16 protein-coding genes are annotated in these 21,305 nt (G+C 41.6%); 12 read left to right on the top strand and 4 right to left on the bottom strand.

Features of this window, described 5'->3' with window-relative positions:
* The first annotated feature begins 247 nt into the window (after window positions 1-247).
* Window positions 248-2,683 carry an HsdM family class I SAM-dependent methyltransferase gene (locus HMPREF0833_RS05550; RefSeq protein ID WP_013904095.1) on the top strand — a complete coding sequence of 812 codons (2,436 nt, stop codon included), beginning with the start codon at window positions 248-250 and terminating at the stop codon, window positions 2,681-2,683.
* A 159-nt stretch (window positions 2,684-2,842) separates the two neighbouring features.
* Here HMPREF0833_RS05550 and HMPREF0833_RS05545 read toward each other — a convergent pair whose 3' ends face one another.
* Together HMPREF0833_RS05545 and HMPREF0833_RS05540 are read right to left on the bottom strand one after the other, a co-directional pair.
* Window positions 2,843-3,520: a DUF1129 domain-containing protein gene (locus tag HMPREF0833_RS05545; RefSeq protein ID WP_013904094.1), complete on the bottom strand. Its 678-nt coding sequence runs from the start codon at window positions 3,518-3,520 to the stop codon at window positions 2,843-2,845.
* A gap of 28 nt (window positions 3,521-3,548) precedes the next feature.
* Window positions 3,549-4,493 carry a magnesium transporter CorA family protein gene (locus tag HMPREF0833_RS05540; protein ID WP_003005422.1) on the bottom strand — a complete coding sequence of 315 codons (945 nt, stop codon included), beginning with the start codon at window positions 4,491-4,493 and terminating at the stop codon, window positions 3,549-3,551.
* Window positions 4,494-4,614: 121 nt separating this feature from the next.
* On the opposite strand from HMPREF0833_RS05540, the gene uvrA reads away from it, so the two are divergent.
* The 5 genes from uvrA to nusB all read left to right on the top strand — a co-directional run bounded on the left by uvrA (window position 4,615) and on the right by nusB (window position 10,205).
* Window positions 4,615-7,440: an excinuclease ABC subunit UvrA gene (gene uvrA / locus HMPREF0833_RS05535; RefSeq protein WP_013904093.1), complete on the top strand. Its 2,826-nt coding sequence runs from the start codon at window positions 4,615-4,617 to the stop codon at window positions 7,438-7,440.
* Entirely contained in the window at window positions 7,437-8,504 is a 1,068-nt protein-coding gene (locus tag HMPREF0833_RS05530; RefSeq protein WP_013904092.1) for a M24 family metallopeptidase, read from the top strand. Before uvrA ends, HMPREF0833_RS05530 begins: the two co-directional genes overlap by 4 nt.
* A gap of 290 nt (window positions 8,505-8,794) precedes the next feature.
* Window positions 8,795-9,355 carry an elongation factor P gene (gene efp / locus HMPREF0833_RS05525; protein ID WP_003005479.1) on the top strand — a complete coding sequence of 187 codons (561 nt, stop codon included), beginning with the start codon at window positions 8,795-8,797 and terminating at the stop codon, window positions 9,353-9,355.
* Window positions 9,356-9,391: 36 nt separating this feature from the next.
* Entirely contained in the window at window positions 9,392-9,781 is a 390-nt protein-coding gene (locus HMPREF0833_RS05520) for an Asp23/Gls24 family envelope stress response protein (protein WP_003005404.1), read from the top strand.
* Window positions 9,774-10,205, top strand: coding sequence for a transcription antitermination factor NusB (gene nusB / locus HMPREF0833_RS05515; RefSeq protein ID WP_003015705.1), 432 nt, complete (start codon window positions 9,774-9,776; stop codon window positions 10,203-10,205). Before HMPREF0833_RS05520 ends, nusB begins: the two co-directional genes overlap by 8 nt.
* 350 nt (window positions 10,206-10,555) lie before the next feature.
* On the opposite strand, the gene HMPREF0833_RS05510 is transcribed toward nusB, so the two are convergent.
* Window positions 10,556-11,521 (bottom strand): LacI family DNA-binding transcriptional regulator, encoded by a 966-nt coding sequence (locus HMPREF0833_RS05510; protein WP_003016955.1) that lies wholly within the window; start codon window positions 11,519-11,521, stop codon window positions 10,556-10,558.
* Window positions 11,502-12,956, bottom strand: coding sequence for a sucrose-6-phosphate hydrolase (locus HMPREF0833_RS05505; RefSeq protein WP_013904091.1), 1,455 nt, complete (start codon window positions 12,954-12,956; stop codon window positions 11,502-11,504). The genes HMPREF0833_RS05510 and HMPREF0833_RS05505 overlap by 20 nt, the downstream gene beginning before the upstream one ends.
* 379 nt (window positions 12,957-13,335) lie before the next feature.
* On the opposite strand from HMPREF0833_RS05505, the gene HMPREF0833_RS05500 reads away from it, so the two are divergent.
* From HMPREF0833_RS05500 to HMPREF0833_RS05475, 6 genes are all read left to right on the top strand, one after another.
* Window positions 13,336-15,228: a sucrose-specific PTS transporter subunit IIBC gene (locus HMPREF0833_RS05500; protein ID WP_013904090.1), complete on the top strand. Its 1,893-nt coding sequence runs from the start codon at window positions 13,336-13,338 to the stop codon at window positions 15,226-15,228.
* Window positions 15,229-15,386: 158 nt separating this feature from the next.
* Complete coding sequence (gene scrK, locus HMPREF0833_RS05495; RefSeq protein WP_003016958.1) at window positions 15,387-16,286, top strand: fructokinase ScrK; 900 nt, start codon at window positions 15,387-15,389, stop codon at window positions 16,284-16,286.
* 247 nt (window positions 16,287-16,533) lie between these two features.
* Window positions 16,534-16,944 (top strand): peptide deformylase, encoded by a 411-nt coding sequence (locus tag HMPREF0833_RS05490; RefSeq protein ID WP_013904089.1) that lies wholly within the window; start codon window positions 16,534-16,536, stop codon window positions 16,942-16,944.
* Window positions 16,945-17,079: 135 nt separating this feature from the next.
* A complete protein-coding gene (locus HMPREF0833_RS05485) occupies window positions 17,080-17,526 on the top strand; it encodes a MarR family winged helix-turn-helix transcriptional regulator (RefSeq protein ID WP_041818359.1) in 447 nt (148 codons plus the stop codon).
* On the top strand, window positions 17,523-19,325 hold the full coding sequence (locus HMPREF0833_RS05480; protein WP_013904087.1) for an ABC transporter ATP-binding protein: 1,803 nt from the start codon (window positions 17,523-17,525) through the stop codon (window positions 19,323-19,325). The genes HMPREF0833_RS05485 and HMPREF0833_RS05480 overlap by 4 nt, the downstream gene beginning before the upstream one ends.
* Entirely contained in the window at window positions 19,318-21,078 is a 1,761-nt protein-coding gene (locus tag HMPREF0833_RS05475) for an ABC transporter ATP-binding protein (RefSeq protein WP_013904086.1), read from the top strand. Before HMPREF0833_RS05480 ends, HMPREF0833_RS05475 begins: the two co-directional genes overlap by 8 nt.
* Window positions 21,079-21,305: the final 227 nt, after the last annotated feature.

The following is a 21,305-nucleotide window of genomic DNA, read 5'->3' as shown; positions in this document are numbered from 1 at the left end:
AAACACAAAAATCAACAAAATGGTGTAGTTTTGGGTATAATTCTTTTCAAGACTAGTATTTTATGATATAATAGTATTGTTATATAAGCAAGGAGAAAAATATGACAGAAATCAAATCAAATCAAATCAAATCAAATCAAATCAAGCTGATTATGTAGCTAGTCAGCCTTTTTGTCAACCCCTTTTGAAGACTTTTTCATGTTTTTGTGAGAAGGTCTTTTCTGTTGTCAGAAATGAGGTGGCGTAAATGGTTAGAAAAGATAAGATAGTTACACCAAGCGTCACTCAAAAACTTCAAGAATTAGGTTATAATGTTTCTGATTGGGATGATAGCCAGACAGAATCAAAATTAACAAGTGAAATAATTGAAGTTCTATCGCACTCTTCTAAGGAAATGAACGGGAAAAATGGTATTCCTGATAGAATTTACTGTAATAAGGAAAAAAGATTATTAATTCTTGTTGAAGAAAAACCAACAATACAGGAACACGAATTAGATAGTATCAAAAAAGGATGTGTAGAAGGACTCAAATGGTATCTAAGTAAATTTGCGATTAAAGAGTTCTCCACGTGGAAAGTTGTTGGAATTGCTGTTAGCGGGGATGTGTATGATGAGTACAAGCATAAGTTTAGCTGCTATTATATAGACACAAAACAAAATATCAAATATATTGACAAGGTGTCTAATTTTCTTACTGAGACGGAATTTTTGGCACTATTCAACAACCTTGACGAAGAAAAAGCGATTGAAGATATAACAAAAGTAAGTAAGAAGGTAAATAATCTGTTACGGTCAATTGATTCGCAAAAACGACCTACACTACTTGCTGTACTAATGATTTGTCTCTACAATAAATCTGAGAATTTTTACAATAATTTTCCCGATTTATACCCTAGCTATACTCCAATTCAAATACTTGATAACCTATATCCTACGGTAAAGGGAATTTTAGAAAAAGAAGGTATTCCTGAAAATAAACTGAGAGCTTTAGAAGGAGAGTTGGGTTCAATAAAAACAGATGTAAATTTGCAAAACACTGCAATTCTTAAACAAATTCTAGATGAGTTGAATCAAAAAGTCATCCCACTGTTTAATAATCATTTCTCAACCAATTCAAACTATGATATTATGGGTAAATTTTATGAAGAATTTCTAAAATTTGCAGGAGTATCTAACGTAAAGAAAGGGATTGTGCTAACCCCAAGGCATATAACTGGCTTATTTACAAAACTCATACCCTTAAAAGCAAACGATGTAATTTTAGACCTTTGTTGTGGTACTGGTGCATTTTTGATTGCTGGAATGAATAAACTACTATCTATACAGGGTGCAGATGAAAAAAACATAAAAGAAAATCAGTTACTCGGATTTGAAATTAATTCTACAATGTATATTTGTGCTATCTCAAATATGCTGTTCAGAGGAGATGGAAAATCTAGAATATACAATCTGGATTCTGTTAATGATAAAGAAGCTGACAAAATTTTAAAAGAAGTAAAACCGACGATTGGATTTATCAATCCGCCATATTCAGGTAAAGAAAACAAGGATGACCCTACTCCAAAAGAAATAACATTCTTGAAAAAACTGTTAGACAATTGTTCAAGGTATGGGGTGGTAATTGCTCCATTATCAATGTACTTCAAGGATAAATCGCTTAGAAATAAGATTCTATCTAAGCATACTTTGAAATATGTCATCAATATGCCAAAAGACCTATTTCAACCTAACGCTTCAACCAGTACAGCAATAGCTGTTTTTGAAACACATCTTCCTCACGATTATAATAATGATGTTGTTTTTTATGATTTGAAAAATGATGGTTTTATATTATCCAAAAACAAGGGTAGAACAGATATATACGACCATTGGAATGATATTGAAGAAAAACTACTCAATGAACTTATTCACGGAAATACATCGGATGGGTACAACATTATTCGAACTAAAATCAAAAAAGGTGATGAATGGACAGTATATGCTCATTCTCGAACAAACTATGATGAGTTATCCAATAGGGATTTTGTTAAGACTATATCTGATTACCTTCTTTATCGTTCAAAACAAGAATTGTCGTTACTTGAAGAAACGGGACTATCAGAATTTCAAGAAATAAATTTACTTTCAAATTTTGTAGGTGAAAAATTGAGTAATTCAACGACTATATTTCCTACACCCGATAAAAATATTGATGAAATAAATTGGGATTACTTCAATATAAACAAAGTTTTTGATAATATTGAAGGAACAAAAGGAGCTACTACTTTTGACCTCATTCAAGGCATGGATATTCCATATATTGCAGCTAAGAAAAAAGACAATGGGTTTGATAGATTTGTCTCAAAAGAAGGAAATGAAGAGTATATTTCTAATGGAAACGGAATAGTTTTTGTGAACTTGGGTGATGGAAGCGGAGGATATTCAACATATCAACCAGAACCATTCATAGGAATGAATGGTAAAACTTCTGTTGGATATAGCGAGCATTTGAACAAGTATACTGCAATGTTTTTGATAACTATTTTAGACAAAGAACGTTACAAATATTCTTTCGGTAGAAGCTGGAGTGGAGAACGTTTCAAAAACACAGAGTTATATCTCCCCAAAAATAATCTCGGAGAGATAGATTGGCTTTATATAGAAGAATATATAAAAAGTTTACCCTACGCAAATTTAATTTAATAAAAAGACGATTTCCTCAATTTGGAAGTCGCCTTTTTTAATATTGTCGAAATACTACATATTGTGGTTGTGTAAACAGATATATAGTTCCCTTTTCAAAAAGATTGAACAGGGAAATACAGTAAAACAAAAACGGATGAAAACTTCATCCGTTTCTTTTTAACGTCGAGTTGCAGGTGCTGTGCTCGAACTTTTAATATTAAAGCGTTTCTTGAGGTAGAAGCGAAGGACAAGCGCTAGAGCTCCTAAAACGATGGCAAGGACATCTGGAATAGTTGGGTTGAGAACCTGTGGAAGTAAGGAAGTAAAGGACAAGACAATGACCCAAAGGAACATGACTCCAACAAGAATCGGCATGGATTTCCAAAGAGAAGGACGCTCGCTGCGATCTTTGGTGCCATCCATATACTGATAGAAGAAGTAGTACATGAGATATAAGAGCAAAGCCCCTGTCAAACTTCCAAGGATCAAGGTGATCAAACCATAGCCAGTACGACGCGGTGCGACCAAGTTCATGAAGGCACTAATCGCAGCAAAGACACCAAAGATAAAGAGGAAGGAATCCAAAATCATGAGAGAGGGAGCATCGTTTAATTTCGGATGCTCTTTTTCATAGCGTTCTTTCTCGCTGAAAGAGTTCGCCCATACAGTTGGAGCTCCAAAAAGGGTCCGTGCCGGAATTCCTTTTCCTTGGTTTTCATGGATAGCTGGAAGAATTTCTTGGATGAGGCTTTCTGCTTCTTCCTCTGTCTTTCCGTTTTCAAGCAATTGGTGTTTGGCGATCCGGATAAATTCTTGGTTTTTCTTGCTTAGTTGATTCAAATCAAATTGAGACATAAATACTCCTTAGTGTTATTAGTAGGTGTTAGAACCATTTTTTATGGATGAGGTAGACGACAAGAGACCCAGTCAGGGCAAAGGCGATGAAAATAATCAGCCAGAAGGCATGGGGTTCGCCATTGAGCGGAAGCTCATTGTCCTTGAAGTTCATCCCGTAGGCCGAAAAGATCATGGTCGGAATGGACATGACAATGGTGACGAGGGCCAGGGTCTTCATGATGTTGTTCTGGTTGTTGGAGATGATCGATGCGAAGGTATCGGTCATGGAGTGCAGGATATTTCCATAAATATCTGCCATCTCGATGGCCTGCTGGGTTTCGATCAAGGTATCTTCCAACAGATCCTCGTCTTCTAGGTATTTCTTGATGTTACTAGTAGCACTGGTCAATTTCTTGATCACGCGCTCATTGGTTTTCAGAGAGGCCTTAAAGTAGACGATGGTTTTTTCCAACTCCATCAACTCAATCAGCTCTTCATTACGCGTTGATTTGTGCAATTGACTTTCAATCTGCTCGCTTTTGCGATCCAAGGTACGAAGCGCAGACAAGTAGAGTTCAGCGTTGCGATAGAGGATTTGAAAGATAAAGCGCGACCGCATAAAGGTATAGAAATTCCGCAAGCGTCGGTTGATAAAGATATCGAGAAGTGGCAATTTCTCCAAGCAAGTCGTGATAATAGCCTCTTCTGTCAGGATAATCCCTAGCGGAATGGTCACGTAGTAGGTCTGATTGTTCCGCTCTTCCTTAATGGGAACGTCGACGATGATCAAGGTATACTCATCTTCGATGGTCATACGGGACATTTCTTCCGCATCGAGTGGTGCCCGTAAGTCTGCAATATCGATATTAAAAGCAGAGGCGATTTCCATCGATTCACTTTGAGAAGGGTTAACAAGGTTGATCCAGCTACCGGGTTCCAGCGTCTCTATTTCCTTAAATTCAGTCGTTGTCGATAAAAAGACCTGTTTCATGGTGCCTCCCCTTGTTTTTTTACACCTTAACATTATATCAGAAAAAGGACGGTTTTGGATAAAAGAATACTAAAAAATTTGTTATAATGGAGGTTAACAAAAAGGTGATTAGAGTAAGAACATGCAAGATAAAATTGTCATTCATGGGGCACGCGCCCATAATTTAAAAAATATAGACATGGAAATTCCACGGGACAAATTAGTTGTGGTGACGGGTTTGTCTGGTTCTGGAAAGTCCAGTCTGGCCTTTGATACCCTCTATGCAGAAGGCCAGCGCCGCTACGTGGAGAGCTTATCGGCCTATGCCCGGCAATTCTTGGGAAATATGGAAAAACCAGATGTGGACTCCATTGACGGCTTGAGTCCAGCCATTTCCATCGACCAAAAAACGACCAGTAAAAACCCCCGTTCTACAGTGGGGACGGCAACAGAGATCAATGACTACCTGCGCTTGCTCTATGCGCGTGTAGGGACGCCTTATTGTATCAATGGGCATGGAGCGATTACAGCCTCTTCGGTTGAGCAAATTGTCGATCAAGTCTTGGAATTACCAGAGCGCCAACGCCTGCAAATTCTAGCCCCTATTATTCGCAAGAAAAAAGGCCAGCACAAGAATATTATTGAAAAGGTGCAAAAAGACGGCTATGTCCGGGTGCGGGTCGATGGTGAGATCTATGATGTGACAGAGGTTCCAGAACTATCTAAAAGCAAGCAGCACACGATTGAAGTGGTGGTGGACCGAATCGTGATCAAAGAGGGCATCCGCTCGCGGCTCTTTGATTCGATTGAAGCAGCTCTTCGGATTGCGGATGGTTATGTGGTGATTGATACCATGGATGGCAAGGAGCTACTCTTTTCTGAGCATTATGCTTGCCCAGTCTGTGGCTTTACCGTTCCTGAATTAGAGCCCCGCCTCTTTTCTTTCAATGCGCCTTTCGGATCTTGTCCAGACTGTGATGGGCTGGGCATTAAGCTAGAGGTGGACTTGGATTTGGTGGTGCCAGATGATCGTTTAACCCTTCGGGAAGGAGCACTAGCGCCTTGGAATCCGATCTCTTCCAACTATTATCCACAGATGTTGGAGCAGGCCATGATCCATTTTGGCGTTGATATGGATCAGCCGTTTTCCGATCTTTCTCAAGAAGAAAAGGACTTGGTCCTCTATGGTTCAAATGGCAAGGAATTCCACTTCCACTATGAAAATGAGTTTGGTGGAGTTCGGGATATTGAGATTCCTTTTGAAGGGGTCGTAAACAATATTCACCGTCGTTTCCGTGAGACCAATAGTGATTTCACTCGCAACCAAATGCGCTCTTATATGAACGAATTGACCTGTGCGACCTGCTATGGCTACCGTCTCAATGACCAGGCTCTCTCTGTTCGTGTCGGAGGAGAAAAAGGGATGCATATCGGGGAAGTGTCAGATCTTTCGATTGCGGACCACTTAAAAGCCGTGGACAAGCTGGTCTTAACGGACAATGAAGCTACGATTGCAAGACCGATCCTAAAAGAGATTAAGGATCGCTTGACCTTCTTAAACAATGTGGGGCTCAATTACTTGACCCTGTCACGATCGGCTGGAACCTTATCAGGTGGAGAAAGCCAGCGCATTCGCTTAGCAACCCAGATCGGTTCCAACCTCTCTGGTGTCCTTTACATCTTGGATGAGCCGTCTATTGGCCTCCATCAAAGGGACAATGACCGCCTGATTGCCAGCCTCAAGAAGATGCGCGATTTAGGCAACACCTTGATCGTCGTCGAACATGATGAAGATACCATGAGAGAGGCAGACTACCTGATCGACGTCGGCCCAGGTGCCGGTGTCTTTGGTGGAGAGATCGTTGCAGCAGGAACTCCAAAGCAGGTGGCTCGCAACAGCAAATCCATCACTGGACAGTACTTGTCCGGCAAGCGCAAGATTCCGGTTCCAACAGAGCGCCGTTCAGGAAATGGTCGTTCTATTGAAATTACAGGGGCCAGTGAGAACAACTTGCAAGATATCACGGCGCGTTTTCCTCTAGGAAAATTTATTGCGGTCACTGGCGTTTCCGGTTCTGGGAAATCGACCTTGATCAATGGCATCTTGAAAAAAGCCATCGCTCAAAAGCTCAACCGCAATTCGGAAAAACCAGGGAAATACAAGACCATTCAGGGGATTGAGCATATCGATCGCTTGATCGACATTGATCAAAGCCCGATTGGTCGGACTCCTCGTTCCAATCCAGCGACCTATACAGGTGTCTTTGATGATATTCGCGATCTCTTTGCTCAGACCAATGAAGCCAAAATTCGGGGCTATAAAAAAGGTCGCTTTAGTTTCAATGTCAAGGGTGGGCGTTGTGAAGCTTGCTCAGGAGATGGGATCATCAAGATTGAAATGCACTTCTTGCCGGATGTCTTTGTTCCTTGTGAAGTCTGCCATGGACGTCGTTACAATAGTGAGACATTAGAAGTCCACTACAAGGAAAAAAATATCGCAGAAGTGCTGGATATGACGGTCAACAAGGCAGTTGAATTCTTCAAGCACATTCCAAAAATTGAACGCAAACTCAAGACCATCCAAGATGTGGGCTTGGGCTATGTAACGCTGGGGCAACCAGCGACCACCCTTTCAGGTGGGGAAGCGCAGCGGATGAAGTTGGCTTCTGAATTGCACAAGCGCTCTACAGGAAAATCCTTCTATATTTTGGATGAACCAACGACCGGACTTCATACCGAAGACATTTCTCGCTTGATCAAAGTCTTAGAGCGATTTGTGGATGATGGCAATACGGTCCTTGTGATTGAGCACAATTTGGATGTCATTAAGACAGCAGACCATATCATCGATTTAGGACCAGAAGGCGGTGTCGGTGGCGGAACCATTATTGCGACTGGAACGCCAGAAGAAGTAGCAGCAAATCCTGCCAGTTACACAGGACAATATTTGAAAGGAAAATTACAATGAATCAACGGATCAGCAACTTAAGAAACAAAATGAAAGCCCAAAACCTCAAAGCGGTATTGATTAACAATTTGAAAAATGTTTATTATTTGACCAATTTCTGGGGTTCAAACGGGACTGCTTTGGTGACAGAAGAACGTGTGGTCCTCTTTACAGATTCGCGCTACACCATCCATGCCCATGCGACTTGTTTCCCCTTGGTAGAGATTGTGGAAACCCGCGATGAGTTGACTGCAGCTGCAGAGATCGTTAAAGACCTTGGAATCAAAGAACTTGGTTTTGAGGACGAAGTGACAGTAGCCTACCATGCCCGCATGGCTTCTGTTTTCAATGGCATTAGCCTTCAATCCCTAGCGAACTTTGTGATGGAATTGCGCTTGATTAAAGATGAAACGGAGATTGCGGCCATTAAAAAAGCTTGTAGCATCTCTGACCAAGCCTTCCATGATATTTTGGATTATATCAAGGTAGGGCAAACGACAGAGTTGGAAGCAGCGACTTTCCTCGATTTTAGAATGCGGGAGTTGGGAGCTTCTGGTGTATCTTTCGATATTATCTCAGCAGCTGGTGAACGCTCTGCGATGCCTCACGCGACTCCAAGTGATCGGGTCATTTCAGCAGGAGATGCCTTGACCCTTGATTTTGGTTGCTTGTATGACCACTATGTCAGTGATATGACACGGACTATCTATGCAGGACATGTCAGCGACAAGGAAAGAGAAATTTACGAAACCGTTTTGAAAGCCAATCAAGCCTTGATTGCTGCTGCTAAAGATGGACTTGGCTTCCGTGATTTTGATAAAATCCCACGTGATGTGATCGAAGCAGCCGGCTATGGCCAATACTTTACGCATGGAATCGGTCATGGAATTGGACTAGATATTCACGAAGAACCATACTTCAGCCAAACGTCTAAAGAAGCGATTCAAGCAGGGATGGTCTTAACAGATGAGCCAGGTATTTATATCGAAGGCCTCTCTGGTGTGCGGATCGAAGATGACCTCTTGATCACAGAAACAGGCTGTGAAGTCTTGACCCTTGCTCCTAAAGAATTGATTGTCCTTTAAAGTATACGTTTTTCTTAACTTCTGTTTAGACAGAGATGTGAAGAGAAGACTATGAAATGAATTGTAGAGTAATTCTTCTCCCAGACATCTTATTTGGAGTCCTATCCATTTTGGTATAGGAACTACAATAACAAAACACGAAAGAAGCAAAGGGGAATTTGGATGTGTATGGATCAGGGGCGGTCCATAGCAATCCTTTCTTCTCAAAAAGAGAAGATTGCTGTTTGAGAAAAATCAAATAGTGTGTTACAATAAAGAGTAATCTATTTTTAAAAAAGAGGTAATAAAACATGATCGAAGCAAGTAAATTGAAAGCTGGTATGACTTTTGAAACAGCTGATGGAAAATTGATCCGCGTTTTGGAAGCTAGCCACCACAAACCAGGTAAAGGAAACACTATCATGCGTATGAAATTGCGTGATGTCCGTACTGGTTCAACATTTGATACAAGCTACCGTCCAGAAGAAAAATTTGAACAAGCGATTATCGAAACTGTTCCAGCTCAATACTTGTACAAAATGGATGATACAGCCTACTTCATGAACACTGAAACATATGACCAATATGAAATTCCAGTTGTGAACGTAGAACAAGAATTGCTTTACATCCTTGAAAACTCAGAAGTAAAAATTCAATTCTACGGAAGCGAAGTGATCGGTGTAACAGTTCCTACAACTGTTGAATTGACTGTTGCAGAAACTCAACCATCTATCAAGGGTGCTACAGTGACTGGTTCTGGTAAACCTGCTACAATGGAAACTGGTTTGGTCGTAAACGTTCCTGACTTCATCGAAGCTGGACAAAAATTGGTCATTAACACTACTGAAGGAACTTACGTTTCTCGTGCATAAGAGACATCTCAGGGTGTCAAATAGAAAGGAACTTCTATGGCAACTGAACAATTTGGTGACATCGTTATTGCACCACGTGTATTAGAAAAAATTATTGCGATTGCGACAGCAAAAGTAGAAGGTGTCTATTCACTTGAAAATAAAAGTGTTTCAGATAGCTTATCAAAACGTTCGCTTGGACGTGGCGTATACCTTCATACCGAGGAAGATGGTCAAGTTTCAGTAGACATCTATCTCTATTTAGAATACGGAGTTGCTGTACCATCTGTCGCGGTAGCGATTCAAAAAGCGGTCAAGTCAGCGGTTTATGATATGGCAGATGTAACCTTGGATGCTGTCAACATTCACGTTGTTGGGATCGCAACCGAAAAATCTCCAAAACCAGATTTGAAAGACTTGTTTAACGAGGACTTTCTCAATGACTGATGAAATTTTATTAGAATCACGTCGAGAGCTGCGCGAGCGTGCTTTTCAAGCCTTGATGGCCTTGGAATACGATGGGGACATTATTGAAGCTTGTCGTTTTGCTTATCTACATGATAAGGACATAGCAGAAGACAAAGAAGTTGATCTTCCTGCCTTTCTCATGAATCTCGTGACTGGTGTTTATCAGTCTAAAGATCAATTGGACCAACAAATCGGTCAACATTTGAAAGCAGGTTGGACAGTAGAACGCTTGACCTTGGTAGAGAAAAACATCCTTCGTCTTGGAATTTATGAAATAACAGAGTTTGATACACCACAGATCGTCGCAGTCAATGAGGCAGTTGAATTGGCCAAAGCCTTTTCAGATGAAATCTCTTCACGATTTGTCAATGGTGTCCTCAGTCAATTTGTGACAGAAGAATAATGAAAAGGGAGTGGGAAAGAACTCTTAAAATTAAATAAGGTTGAAAAGGTTCCCCAAACCTTTTCAATTTTCCCACCCACGCATAGCTTCAACAGTATGGGAGACTGTTGAAGGTTGTGGATAAAGGAAACTTTGTTTCCCTCATTAGGTCATCTTTGGAGCTTAAAAGGCGAACAAATACTTAGGAAACTTGCTTCGCAAGTCCTATCCACCACCTCAAAGCAGTGCTTTGAGCAATCAACCACTGCGTCATACAGTTATTTCTATTAAATATAAAAGGCTAGACAGTTTTTGCCCAGCCTTTTTTTGACGAATAATAACCCCTACAGTATAGAACTGTAGGGGTTGTTTTAGACACTTTTTCCAGAATGGAGGCTAACAGGTAAGAAATAACCTGTTGTCGTTACTTTTTTTCCTTCAATTTTTTGAAGTAAAAGATCAACCATGAGGATCGCAATATCTTTAAGAGGTTGTTGGATGGTTGTCAGTTCAGGAGTATAATTTTCGATAAATTGAGTGCCATCATAGCCGATTACTTTAAGATCTTGAGGAATCTGGAGTTCTAACTCTTTTGCAACTTTCATGATCAAGATAGCCGTCAAATCATCTGATGCAAAAATAGCATCTGGTTTTTGGTGGGTTAAGATCTGTTTGATTTCCATTTCTTTGCGAATAGGAGAAAAATCACTGGAAACATTAATGATTGGAGCATCAGGAAGGACGGAAGCAAAGCCAGCATGACGCAAACCTGTCGGGGAATTCGAATTATCATTTCCTGTGATCATGATGATGTTTTGGGAACCTGTTTTAGCTAAGGTTTCTGCAGCTAGGACCCCGCCGGCGTAGTTATCTGAAGAGACAACAGGGATTTCTGGGGAGAGGTTGCGGTCAAAGGCAATGATGGGAGCGGTCACCCGGTTATAATCATCGATTCCTAAGTTGTGACTTCCTGAAATGATGCCATCTACCTGATTCGCTTCCAACATTTCAATATATTCGCGCTCTTTTTCAGAGTTATGTTCACTATTGCAGATGATGGTCTTATAGCCATGTTTAAAAAGTTGGTGTTCTAATTTATCGATCAATTCAGCGTAGAAAACATGACTAATGTTGGGAAAGATTAGGCCAACTAACTTGGCTGACTTTCCTTGCAAGCTACGTGCGACATTATTGGGTTTATAGCCCAATTCTCTCATGGCTTCTTGGACTTTTTGGATCGTTTTTTCAGACAGGTACCCTTTGTTATTGATCACCCGTGAGACAGTAGTAGGGCTGACGCCAGCAAGTTTGGCGACATCAGTTAGCTTTGCGACCATAATCAAGTTCGTAGTAAGTTCCAGTAAGGGTTCCAGACTTGATCAAGATTCCATTTTGATCTGCATGTGGGTAGACCCGACCAGAAAATACTTTTTCTCCTTTATTGATAAAGATTTCAAAAATCGAATTGTCAATGAAAATATTAGCAGTTGTCGCTTGGTTAGCGATCGTGCAACTACGGCTCGTACCGAAGTCTTGGGCATATTGCTCGCCTGCCTGGCTACGATCCACTGTGACCAATCCTTTAGCTAGATCAAATGTTAGAACTAAGCCCTTTCCTTCTGCATCTGCAAAGAGGACGATTTCGTTCAGGCTATCTTTTTCAAACTGCAATTCCAATTCATAGCAGTTCTTGGTTTGTGCCTTGTTGGCAAATTCCTCACTCTCAGCGCGCAAGTCCTTGATTGCTTCAACTGGGTATTGGTAGAGCTTGCCATCTTTGATGGTTAATTCTTTGACCAGCGAAAGAGCACCTTGGTAGTCATAGGAATCGGTTGGATAAGAAACGTCAGGAAGACCTAACCAGCTAACAGCATAGGCACGCCCATCAGGTGCATTGAATCCTTGAGTGGCATAGGCTTCAAAACCGTAGTCAAGATTATGTAATTCAGATACATCGACCATTTTGGCCTTTTCTGGGTCAAAGCTTGCCCCAATCTTGTACATATTTGGATAGATATTGTCATAATCGAGGACTGATTTGTCCAATCCTTGAGGACAGTAGAGGAGAACGGGTTGGTCTCCAACAAAGACGAGGTTGGGACACTCCATCATATAAGCTGTCCGATCGTTTGCAAAATCCAAATCACCGACTGCAACCCAGTTGGTATAGTCATTATCTACAGCCTTGTAAAGACGGATGAATCCTTTCTTCTCAGGGTCTTGCCCGCCAACGATGGCGTAGTATTGGCCTTTAAAGTTAAAAATCTGTGGGTCGCGGAAGTGATCAGTGGAGTCAGCCGGTTGATCAATCAAGATTTTGTCAATTTTTTCAATCTTTCCTTCTTTGTCCATTAAAGCACCGACTTGGTAGGGATGACGGACCCATTCAGCATCACGAACATTTCCAGTATAGAATAAGAAAAGTTTGTCATCAAACTGCATAGCAGAACCAGAATAAGCTCCGTGGCTATCCAGATCTGTGTCTGGAAGAAGCGTTACCCCAGTTTCTTTGAAATGAACCAAGTCTTCACTTTCTGTTTGTACCCATGATTTTAACCCATGGGCTGCACCAAATGGGAAATTTTGGTAAAACAAGATCCATTTTCCATCAAAGTAGGAAAAACCGTTAGGATCATTTAAGAGACCAGCTTTTGGCTCAACATGATAGTGTGTATGCCAAGGAGATTTCGCCATAAGATCTTGGATGGCTTGCTTTTCCTCCCTTGTCCAGTCTTCGTAACGTCGGTAACGACGTTCAGTTGTCCATTCCATTTTATTCCTCCGAATTTTTTCTTACTTCCATAGTACAGATTTCCCATTAAAAATGCAAGTGATAAATGGAAAAAACAGCTAAAAATGTCAAACGCTTGACATCTAAAAGAAGGTGTTTTAAAGAGGTTTAAAAATGAAAATGAATGAAAATGTGAAAGTTTTTGAAAACAAAAAAACTAAGAAGTACCCCTTAACAGCGTTGTTAAAACGATTATACGAATGAAAATTCTTACATCCTATCAAAAACTGTCAAAATAGTTTAAAAAGTTTCAAAAAAATCCTGCAAAACGGTTGACATATTTTCAATACGTGGTACAATTGAAAACGTAGAAACGGTTTAACCGTTTACATTACAAAAAAACAAGGAGATTTTTGCAAAATGTCAAATACAGAAATTGCAAAGCAGGTCATCGATGCAATCGGTGGGGTTGAGAACGTTAGCAGTGTTGCTCACTGTGCGACTCGTCTTCGCGTGATGGTAAAAGATGAATCAAAAATCAACAAAGATGTTGTTGAGAATATCGAAAAAGTACAAGGTGCTTTCTTTAACTCAGGTCAATACCAAATCATCTTTGGTACTGGTACTGTAAACAAGATCTACGATGAAGTAGTAGCTCTTGGATTACCAACCTCAACTAAGGCTGAGATGAAAGCTGAAGCAGCTAAACAAGGAAATTGGTTCCAACGCGCGATCCGTACTTTCGGTGATGTCTTTGTACCAATCATCCCAGTTATTGTTGCGACAGGTCTCTTCATGGGTGTCCGTGGACTCTTGAATGCCCTTGGTGTGACTCTTCCAGAAGATGTTACGACTTATACTCAAATTTTGACGGATACGGCCTTCATCATCTTGCCAGGTCTTGTCGTTTGGTCAACCTTCCGTGTCTTTGGTGGGAATCCAGCAGTTGGTATCGTTCTTGGTATGATGCTTGTGTCTGGTTCGCTTCCAAATGCCTGGGCGGTTGCATCCGGTGGTGAAGTGACTGCTATGAAATTCTTCGGCTTTATTCCAGTCGTAGGGTTGCAAGGATCTGTTCTTCCAGCCTTCATTATCGGGGTTCTTGGTGCAAAATTTGAAAAATCACTTCGAAAAGTAGTTCCGGATGTATTAGATCTTTTGGTTACTCCTTTTGTGACACTCTTCGTGATGTCAATTCTTGGATTATTCGTTATTGGGCCAGTTTTCCACGTAGTTGAAACGTATATCTTAATTGGTACAAAAGCAATTCTTAATTTGCCATTTGGTCTTGGTGGATTGCTCATTGGTGGAGTTCACCAATTGATTGTCGTATCTGGTGTCCACCATATCTTTAACTTACTTGAAGTTCAATTGTTAGCAGCCGATCATGCTAATCCGTTTAATGCGATCATTACTGCAGCAATGACAGCCCAAGGTGCTGCGACAGTTGCAGTAGCTGTGAAAACTAAAAATGCAAAATTGAAAGCTTTAGCTTTCCCAGCAGCACTTTCTGCCTTCCTCGGTATCACTGAGCCTGCTATCTTCGGGGTTAACTTGCGTTTCCGTAAACCATTCTTCCTTTCATTGATCGCAGGTGCAATCGGTGGTGGATTGGCATCTCTCCTTGGACTTGCTGGAACAGGTAATGGTATCACTATCATTCCTGGTACAATGCTTTATATTGGTAATGGTCAACTTGCTCAATATTTGCTTATGGTAGCAGTTTCATTTGCGCTTGGATTTGCATTGACTTACATGTTTGGTTATGAAGATGAAGCTCCTGTGGTTGCTTCTGAAAATGCGACAACTGAACGTCTGGTTGAAGAAGAAACAACTGGAGCTCTTCCAGCATCTCTTCAAGACGAAACGATCATCTCTCCTATCGTTGGTAGTACAGTAGCTCTTGCTGATGTGAATGATCCTGTCTTCTCAAGTGGAGCGATGGGACAAGGAATTGCTATCAAACCAACTGAAGGCGTTGTCTATGCACCAGCGGATGCTGAAGTAACCATTGCTTTTGCAACGGGTCACGCTTACGGTTTGAAAACAGCTAATGGTGCTGAAATCTTGATCCACGTTGGGATTGATACAGTATCAATGAACGGTGAAGGATTTGATCAAAAAGTAGCTCAAGGCGATAAAGTTAAAGCTGGTGATGTCCTTGGTACATTTGATGCAGCGAAAATTGCCGCAGCTGGTCTTGAAGACACAACTATGGTGATCGTCACTAACACAGCTGACTTTGCTTCTGTCACACCTGTTGCAACTGGATCTGTTGCGAAGGGTGATGCAATCATCGAAGTTAAAGCTTAATCGAAAAATAAGTTCTCAAGGACTGGTCTATCATCTCCAGTCCTTGAATTTTATTTCTCAAAAAAGGTGTGTTTTTTCTTTAGAGAAGAGAAAAAGATTGACTACAAAATATGCTATAATAAATACAGGATATTTTTCATAATAAAAAAGGAGCCAACATGACAAAATTATATGGAAGTTTGGAAGCTGGCGGTACAAAATTTGTTTGTGCAGTTGGTGATGAAAACTATAATGTTGTGGAAAAAGTACAATTTCCAACAACCAAGCCAATTGAGACGATTGATAAGTGTATTGAATTTTTCTCAAAATTTGAGGATCTAGTTGGGCTTGCGATTGGTTCATTTGGACCAATTGATATCGATCCAAATTCAAACACTTATGGTTTCATCACAACGACTCCAAAACCAAATTGGGCCAATGTAGATATCGTTGGGGCTTTCCGACGTGCCTTGAATGTACCTATCTATTTCACGACAGATGTGAATAGTTCTGCCTATGGAGAAGTGGTCGCACGCAATAATGCGGGTGGTCATATCGAAAACTTGGTTTACTATACAATCGGAACAGGAATCGGAGCTGGTGTCATCCAACGTGGCGAGTTTATCGGGGGAGCTGGACACCCAGAAATGGGGCACTACTATGTGGCTCAACACCCAATGGATGTGGAAAAAGAATTCAAGGGTGTTTGTCCTTTCCACAATGGCTGTTTGGAAGGCTTTGCGGCTGGTCCTAGTCTGGAAGCTCGTACAGGTATTCGTGGGGAAAACATTGAACTCAACAGCAATGTATGGGATATTCAAGCCTACTACATCGCACAAGCAGCAGTGAATGCGACAGTTACCTTCCGCCCAGACGTCATTGTCTTTGGAGGAGGAGTCATGGCTCAACAACACATGTTAGATCGTGTTCGCACGAAATTTACTGCTCTCTTGAACGGTTACCTCCCTGTACCAGATGTGAGAGATTACATTGTGACACCTGCAGTTGCTGGCAATGGTTCAGCGACCTTGGGGAACTTTGTCCTTGCAAAAGAAGTGAGTGAGAAGCTTAAAAAATAAGAAGCAATTGTCTCTTAGAGGTTAGAAACAAGAGCGAGGAGGCTGGGACAAAAGTCCTAGCCTCTCAATTATTTTTGGATTGTCGAGCAAGACGCAGTGGTTGAGTGGGCTCTACTACGCTGATTTCATCAGCTTTTACAGCCCTACTCAACTGTGCGGAGGTGGGACGACGAAATCGAATTCTAACGAATTACCGATTTCTGTCCCACTCTCTTCTTTCGTCTATCTATCAAGAAGTGAGGAAGGAATGAAAAAGAATATTGTAAAAGATGTCTTATTCTTGGGTCAAAAGTCAGAAGAAGCGACACCTGAGGATCGCACTTTGGCTTTGGATTTGCAGGACACCTTAAATGCTCATCTCCTTGAGTGTGTCGGTTTAGCGGCTAATATGATCGGGGTGAAAAAGCGGGCGATTATTATCCGAATGGGAAGCGAAAATCTGGTCCTGTTTAATCCTGTTCTCCTTGAAAAGAAAAAGCCTTACCAAACAGAGGAAGGATGCTTGTCCTTGGTGGGGAGTCGGCCGACCACTCGTTATGAGGAGATTTCAGTGGCCTATCGAGATGTGAATTGGAAAGCAAAAAAAATTCATTTGTCAGGATTTCCAGCCCAGATCTGTCAGCATGAAATGGATCATCTAGAAGGCATTATTATCTAAAGATGAAGGATGGAGTCGATTCGGCTCCATTTTTTTAGTTCTTATGGAAACTTTTTTCTTGACAGGGATCTTTTTCGTGTTAAAATAGTTCTCATAGTAACTTTAAAGTTCTTAAGAGAACTATTTGGAGGAATGATGGACAAACCGTTACAAGAATTTAAAAAGATCGGCCATCTCATTCACCTCATGGTAGAAAGAGAGGCCAAGAAGAGAGGGCTCGAATTTAGCGCAGGACCCCAAGGTCAGGTATTGAGCTTCTTATCTCATCGTGAAAAGGAGGGAAAAGTGACCTTGATTCGGGATGTTGAGCAGGAACTTCATATCGCAAAATCCGTGACGAGTAACCTGATCAAGCGGATGGAGAAAAATGGCTTTATTTATTTAAAGGCTAGTCCGACCGATAAACGGGCCAAGTATGTCTACCTAACAGACAGTGTAAAAAACAAGTTGAATGACATGAAACAATTCTTTGAGGAAGTGGACCAGAAGATGATGGCTGGTGTATCAGAAGAAGAATTGGCCATCTTTTTCAAGGTCATGCATCAATTTTATGAGAATATGAAAAAAAGGAGCGAGGAATGATCAATATGTTTCGGCGGTTAACCGCCAAAGAATGGGGCATGATTGCCCTTAGTACGGTCTTTATCTGTCTGGCTGTTTGGATGGATTTAAAGACTCCTGAATACTTATCCGATATCACGACCCTCTTAGCCAAGGAGGGGACCAAGGTTTCGGATATCATGGATCCGGGAAGCAAGATGTTGCTCTTCTCTTTTGGAAGCTTTTTGATGGCAGTTTTTGTGGGCTTTTTAGCTTCAAGAGTCGCTGCCAGCTTTACGACGCGACTTCGAGGAGAGATTTTTCATCAAGTGATGGATTACTCTGATGCCGAGATCAAGAAATTCTCCGTTCCCTCTCTTTTGACTCGGACGACCAATGATTTGACCCAGTTACAAATCATGATCGTCATGGGGATGCAAGTCGTGACGCGTGGTCCCATTATGGCAATTTGGGCTTTGACCAAGATTTGGGGCAAGAGCGATGCTTGGACAACGTCTGTTGGGATAGCAGTCTTGATGGTCTTGATTCTGCTTTCTGTTCTGGTTCTGATTGCCTTTCCGCGCCAGCAAAAGGTTCAGGGCTTGACCGATGACTTGAATGCGACGACACGGGAGAGTTTGACTGGGGTGCGGGTCGTTCGTGCTTACAATGCGGAAGCTTATCAAAATGAAAAATTCCAGGCTGAAAACAAGGGCTTAACCCGTCTAAATCTCTTTGTTTACCGTTTGATGTCTTTGATGAACCCTGTCATGACAGTGGTATCAAGTGGGTTGACCCTTGCTATCTACTGGATTGGGGCGCACTTGATCAATGATATCGCCATGCCAAAAGATCCTACAAAGATCTTCACCAGTCCTGCATTAGCGGATCGGACCAAGGTCTTCTCCGATATGATCACCTTCTCCTCTTACGCCATGCAGGTTGTCATTGGCTTTATGATGATGGTGGCCATCTTGATTATTCTTCCTCGTGCTTTGGTATCCGCAAAACGGATTAATCAGGTCTTGGCTCTAGAGCCGTCTGTTGATTTTCCATCTGAGTCCAATACTGAGTCTGGAGAAAAAGGAAGTGTAGAATTTCAAGATGTTTCCTTTCGCTATGGACGGACTTCTCGTGCTGTGATTGAACACGTGACCTTCTCAGCTCAGAAAGGACAAACTGTTGCCTTCATCGGATCAACTGGTTCTGGGAAATCCACTTTGGTCAATTTAATCCCACGTTTTTACGATGCGACAGAAGGAAAGATCTTAGTGGATGGCGTCAATGTCAAGGGCTATAGCCACCAAGAATTGAACAATAAAGTCGGCTACATTCCCCAAAAAGCAGTGCTCTTTAGCGACACGATTCGCTCCAATATGGAATTTGGAGAAAGTAGTCAAGGAAAATTAGAGGATGAAGCCATCTGGAAAGCTCTTGAATTGGCCCAAGCCAAAGAGTTTGTGGCCGCAAAAGAAAAAGGCTTGGATACAGAAGTAGCGCAAGGAGGAAGCAACTTCTCTGGCGGTCAACGGCAACGCTTGGCCATTGCACGGGCCCTGGCTCGCAAGCCCGAGATCCTCATCTTTGATGATTCCTTCTCAGCCCTGGATTACAAAACGGATCGGATTCTGCGACAAGCCTTGAAAGAAGAGCTTGCAGATACGACTAGATTGATCGTTGCCCAACGGATTTCGACTATTATGGATGCAGATTTGATTTTGGTCTTGGATCAAGGGAAGGTCGTCGGTCAAGGTACCCACAAGGAATTGCTTGCGACCAATGAAGTCTATCAAGAAATTGCCTATTCACAATTATCTAAGGAGGAGTTGGAACATGCATAAGACAAAACAAAAAACATCCCTTTGGAGCCAACTTTCTCCCTATTTGAAGGGCTTCCACCTATTTTTGGGAATTGCTATCCTCTTTTCGATCGTATCGAGTGTAATCACGGTTATTGGACCGGATAAGTTAAAAGAAATTACAGATACCATTACAAAAGGGATGGGAGGCGCCATTGATATTGATAAGATCACTTCGATTGCCCTGACCTTAGCCATCCTTTATGGAGTTGGAGCACTGGTGTCCTACAGCAGTAGTTTCATTATCTCAACCATGATTCAGCGCTTTGCAGAACGCTTGCGCAATGCCATTGCTGAGAAGATCAATCGCGTGCCCCTCCAATATTTTGATAGCCATGAACAAGGAGATACCTTGTCTCGTGTGACCAATGACGTGGATTTGATGACCCAATCCTTTAACCAAAGCTTGGTTCAAATGGTCTCCTCCATCGTCTTATTGATCGGCTCCATTTTTATGATGTTTAAGACGGACTGGCATTTAGCTTTGACCGCCATCCTTTCTGTTTTTGGTGGCTTTGCTCTTTCTAGCATTATTATGGTTAAGAGTCAGCCTTTGTTTAAACAGCAACAAGATAATCTTGCCAAAGTTTCAGGCTATGTCGAAGAAATCTATAGTGGACACAATGTCGTCATTTCCTACAATGGCCGTCATCAGGCCAAAGATCATTTTGATGCCATCAACCAAGATTTGTACCATAGCATGTGGAAATCCCAATTCTTCTCAGGAATCATGATGCCCTTGATGCAGTTTGTAGGGAATTTTGGTTATGTCATGGTCTGTATCGTTGGGGCTGTCCTCACCATTAATGGGGATATTACCATCGGGACCATTGTGGCCTTTATGACCTATGTCCGCATCTTTACCCAACCAATTGGTCAAATGGCGCAAGGAATTACCCAATTGCAATCAGCTAGTGCTGCTATGGGGCGTGTCTTTGAATTCTTAGACGAAGAAGAAATGGAAGATGAATCCCAAAAAACACGTCAATTGGAAACACCCGAAGGTCATGTCACCTTTGAGCATGTGCGCTTTGGTTATTCACCAGATAAGACTATTATCCATGACTTTACTGCTGAAGCCAAACCGGGGCAAAAAGTGGCTATTGTTGGTCCGACAGGTGCTGGTAAGACCACTATGGTCAATCTCTTGATGCGCTTTTATGACATTCAAGCTGGTAAAATTGCCATCGATGGTGTGGATACTAAGTCCATAAGCCGCGAAGAAGTTCATGATGCCTTTTCGATGGTCTTACAAGATACCTGGCTCTTTGAAGGGACCATTCGGGAAAATCTTGTCTTCAATCAAACCGATATTTCAGATGAAGCAGTCGAAGCGGCAACCCGAGCGGTTGGGGTCCATCACTTTATTCGGACCTTGCCGAATGGCTATGATACTGTATTAGATGATTCAGTGACCTTGTCCGTTGGTCAAAAGCAACTCTTGACCATTGCGCGTGCCCTCTTGAAGGACGCCCCGCTTCTTATCTTGGATGAAGCAACCTCATCTGTCGATACCCGTACAGAAGAGTTGATTCAAAAAGCCATGGACAAACTCATGGAAGGCCGAACCTCCTTTGTTATTGCCCATCGCTTGTCCACTATCCGCAATGCGGATCTGATTCTTGTGATGAAAGATGGAAATATTATCGAGCAGGGTAACCACCAAGAACTCATGAGCCAAAATGGTTTCTATGCTGATCTCTATAATAGCCAATTCACAGAAGAAGTGGCGTAACAACAAGATACAAAGGGCGTGAAATGTAAAGTGAAAAATAGGATAGAAGGCAATTCTGAGTGCTTCTATCCTATTTTTATGCTGGAAGAAGGAATGGAAAAGACGAATCTTGTTGAGAATAAGATTGACTTCAGATGCCTGATAGTGAGAAAAAAGCTAGAAATAAGAAAAAAGAAGCCTTGCTTGACAGGTTTTCTAAGGATCGCGTATACTAGTAGTACGAAAAA

This window comes from Streptococcus parasanguinis ATCC 15912 (genome assembly GCF_000164675.2).
In the GTDB taxonomy this organism is placed as follows: domain Bacteria; phylum Bacillota; class Bacilli; order Lactobacillales; family Streptococcaceae; genus Streptococcus; species Streptococcus parasanguinis.
This window is presented reverse-complemented; position numbering and strand designations above follow the sequence as displayed.

Coding starts and splice junctions, on each gene's coding strand:
- HMPREF0833_RS05550 (WP_013904095.1), top strand. CDS start 248: ATGGTTAGAAAAGATAAGATAGTTACACCAAGCGTCACTCAAAAACTT.
- HMPREF0833_RS05545 (WP_013904094.1), bottom strand. CDS start 3,520: ATGTCTCAATTTGATTTGAATCAACTAAGCAAGAAAAACCAAGAATTT.
- HMPREF0833_RS05540 (WP_003005422.1), bottom strand. CDS start 4,493: ATGAAACAGGTCTTTTTATCGACAACGACTGAATTTAAGGAAATAGAG.
- uvrA (WP_013904093.1), top strand. CDS start 4,615: ATGCAAGATAAAATTGTCATTCATGGGGCACGCGCCCATAATTTAAAA.
- HMPREF0833_RS05530 (WP_013904092.1), top strand. CDS start 7,437: ATGAATCAACGGATCAGCAACTTAAGAAACAAAATGAAAGCCCAAAAC.
- efp (WP_003005479.1), top strand. CDS start 8,795: ATGATCGAAGCAAGTAAATTGAAAGCTGGTATGACTTTTGAAACAGCT.
- HMPREF0833_RS05520 (WP_003005404.1), top strand. CDS start 9,392: ATGGCAACTGAACAATTTGGTGACATCGTTATTGCACCACGTGTATTA.
- nusB (WP_003015705.1), top strand. CDS start 9,774: ATGACTGATGAAATTTTATTAGAATCACGTCGAGAGCTGCGCGAGCGT.
- HMPREF0833_RS05510 (WP_003016955.1), bottom strand. CDS start 11,521: ATGGTCGCAAAGCTAACTGATGTCGCCAAACTTGCTGGCGTCAGCCCT.
- HMPREF0833_RS05505 (WP_013904091.1), bottom strand. CDS start 12,956: ATGGAATGGACAACTGAACGTCGTTACCGACGTTACGAAGACTGGACA.
- HMPREF0833_RS05500 (WP_013904090.1), top strand. CDS start 13,336: ATGTCAAATACAGAAATTGCAAAGCAGGTCATCGATGCAATCGGTGGG.
- scrK (WP_003016958.1), top strand. CDS start 15,387: ATGACAAAATTATATGGAAGTTTGGAAGCTGGCGGTACAAAATTTGTT.
- HMPREF0833_RS05490 (WP_013904089.1), top strand. CDS start 16,534: ATGAAAAAGAATATTGTAAAAGATGTCTTATTCTTGGGTCAAAAGTCA.
- HMPREF0833_RS05485 (WP_041818359.1), top strand. CDS start 17,080: ATGGACAAACCGTTACAAGAATTTAAAAAGATCGGCCATCTCATTCAC.
- HMPREF0833_RS05480 (WP_013904087.1), top strand. CDS start 17,523: ATGATCAATATGTTTCGGCGGTTAACCGCCAAAGAATGGGGCATGATT.
- HMPREF0833_RS05475 (WP_013904086.1), top strand. CDS start 19,318: ATGCATAAGACAAAACAAAAAACATCCCTTTGGAGCCAACTTTCTCCC.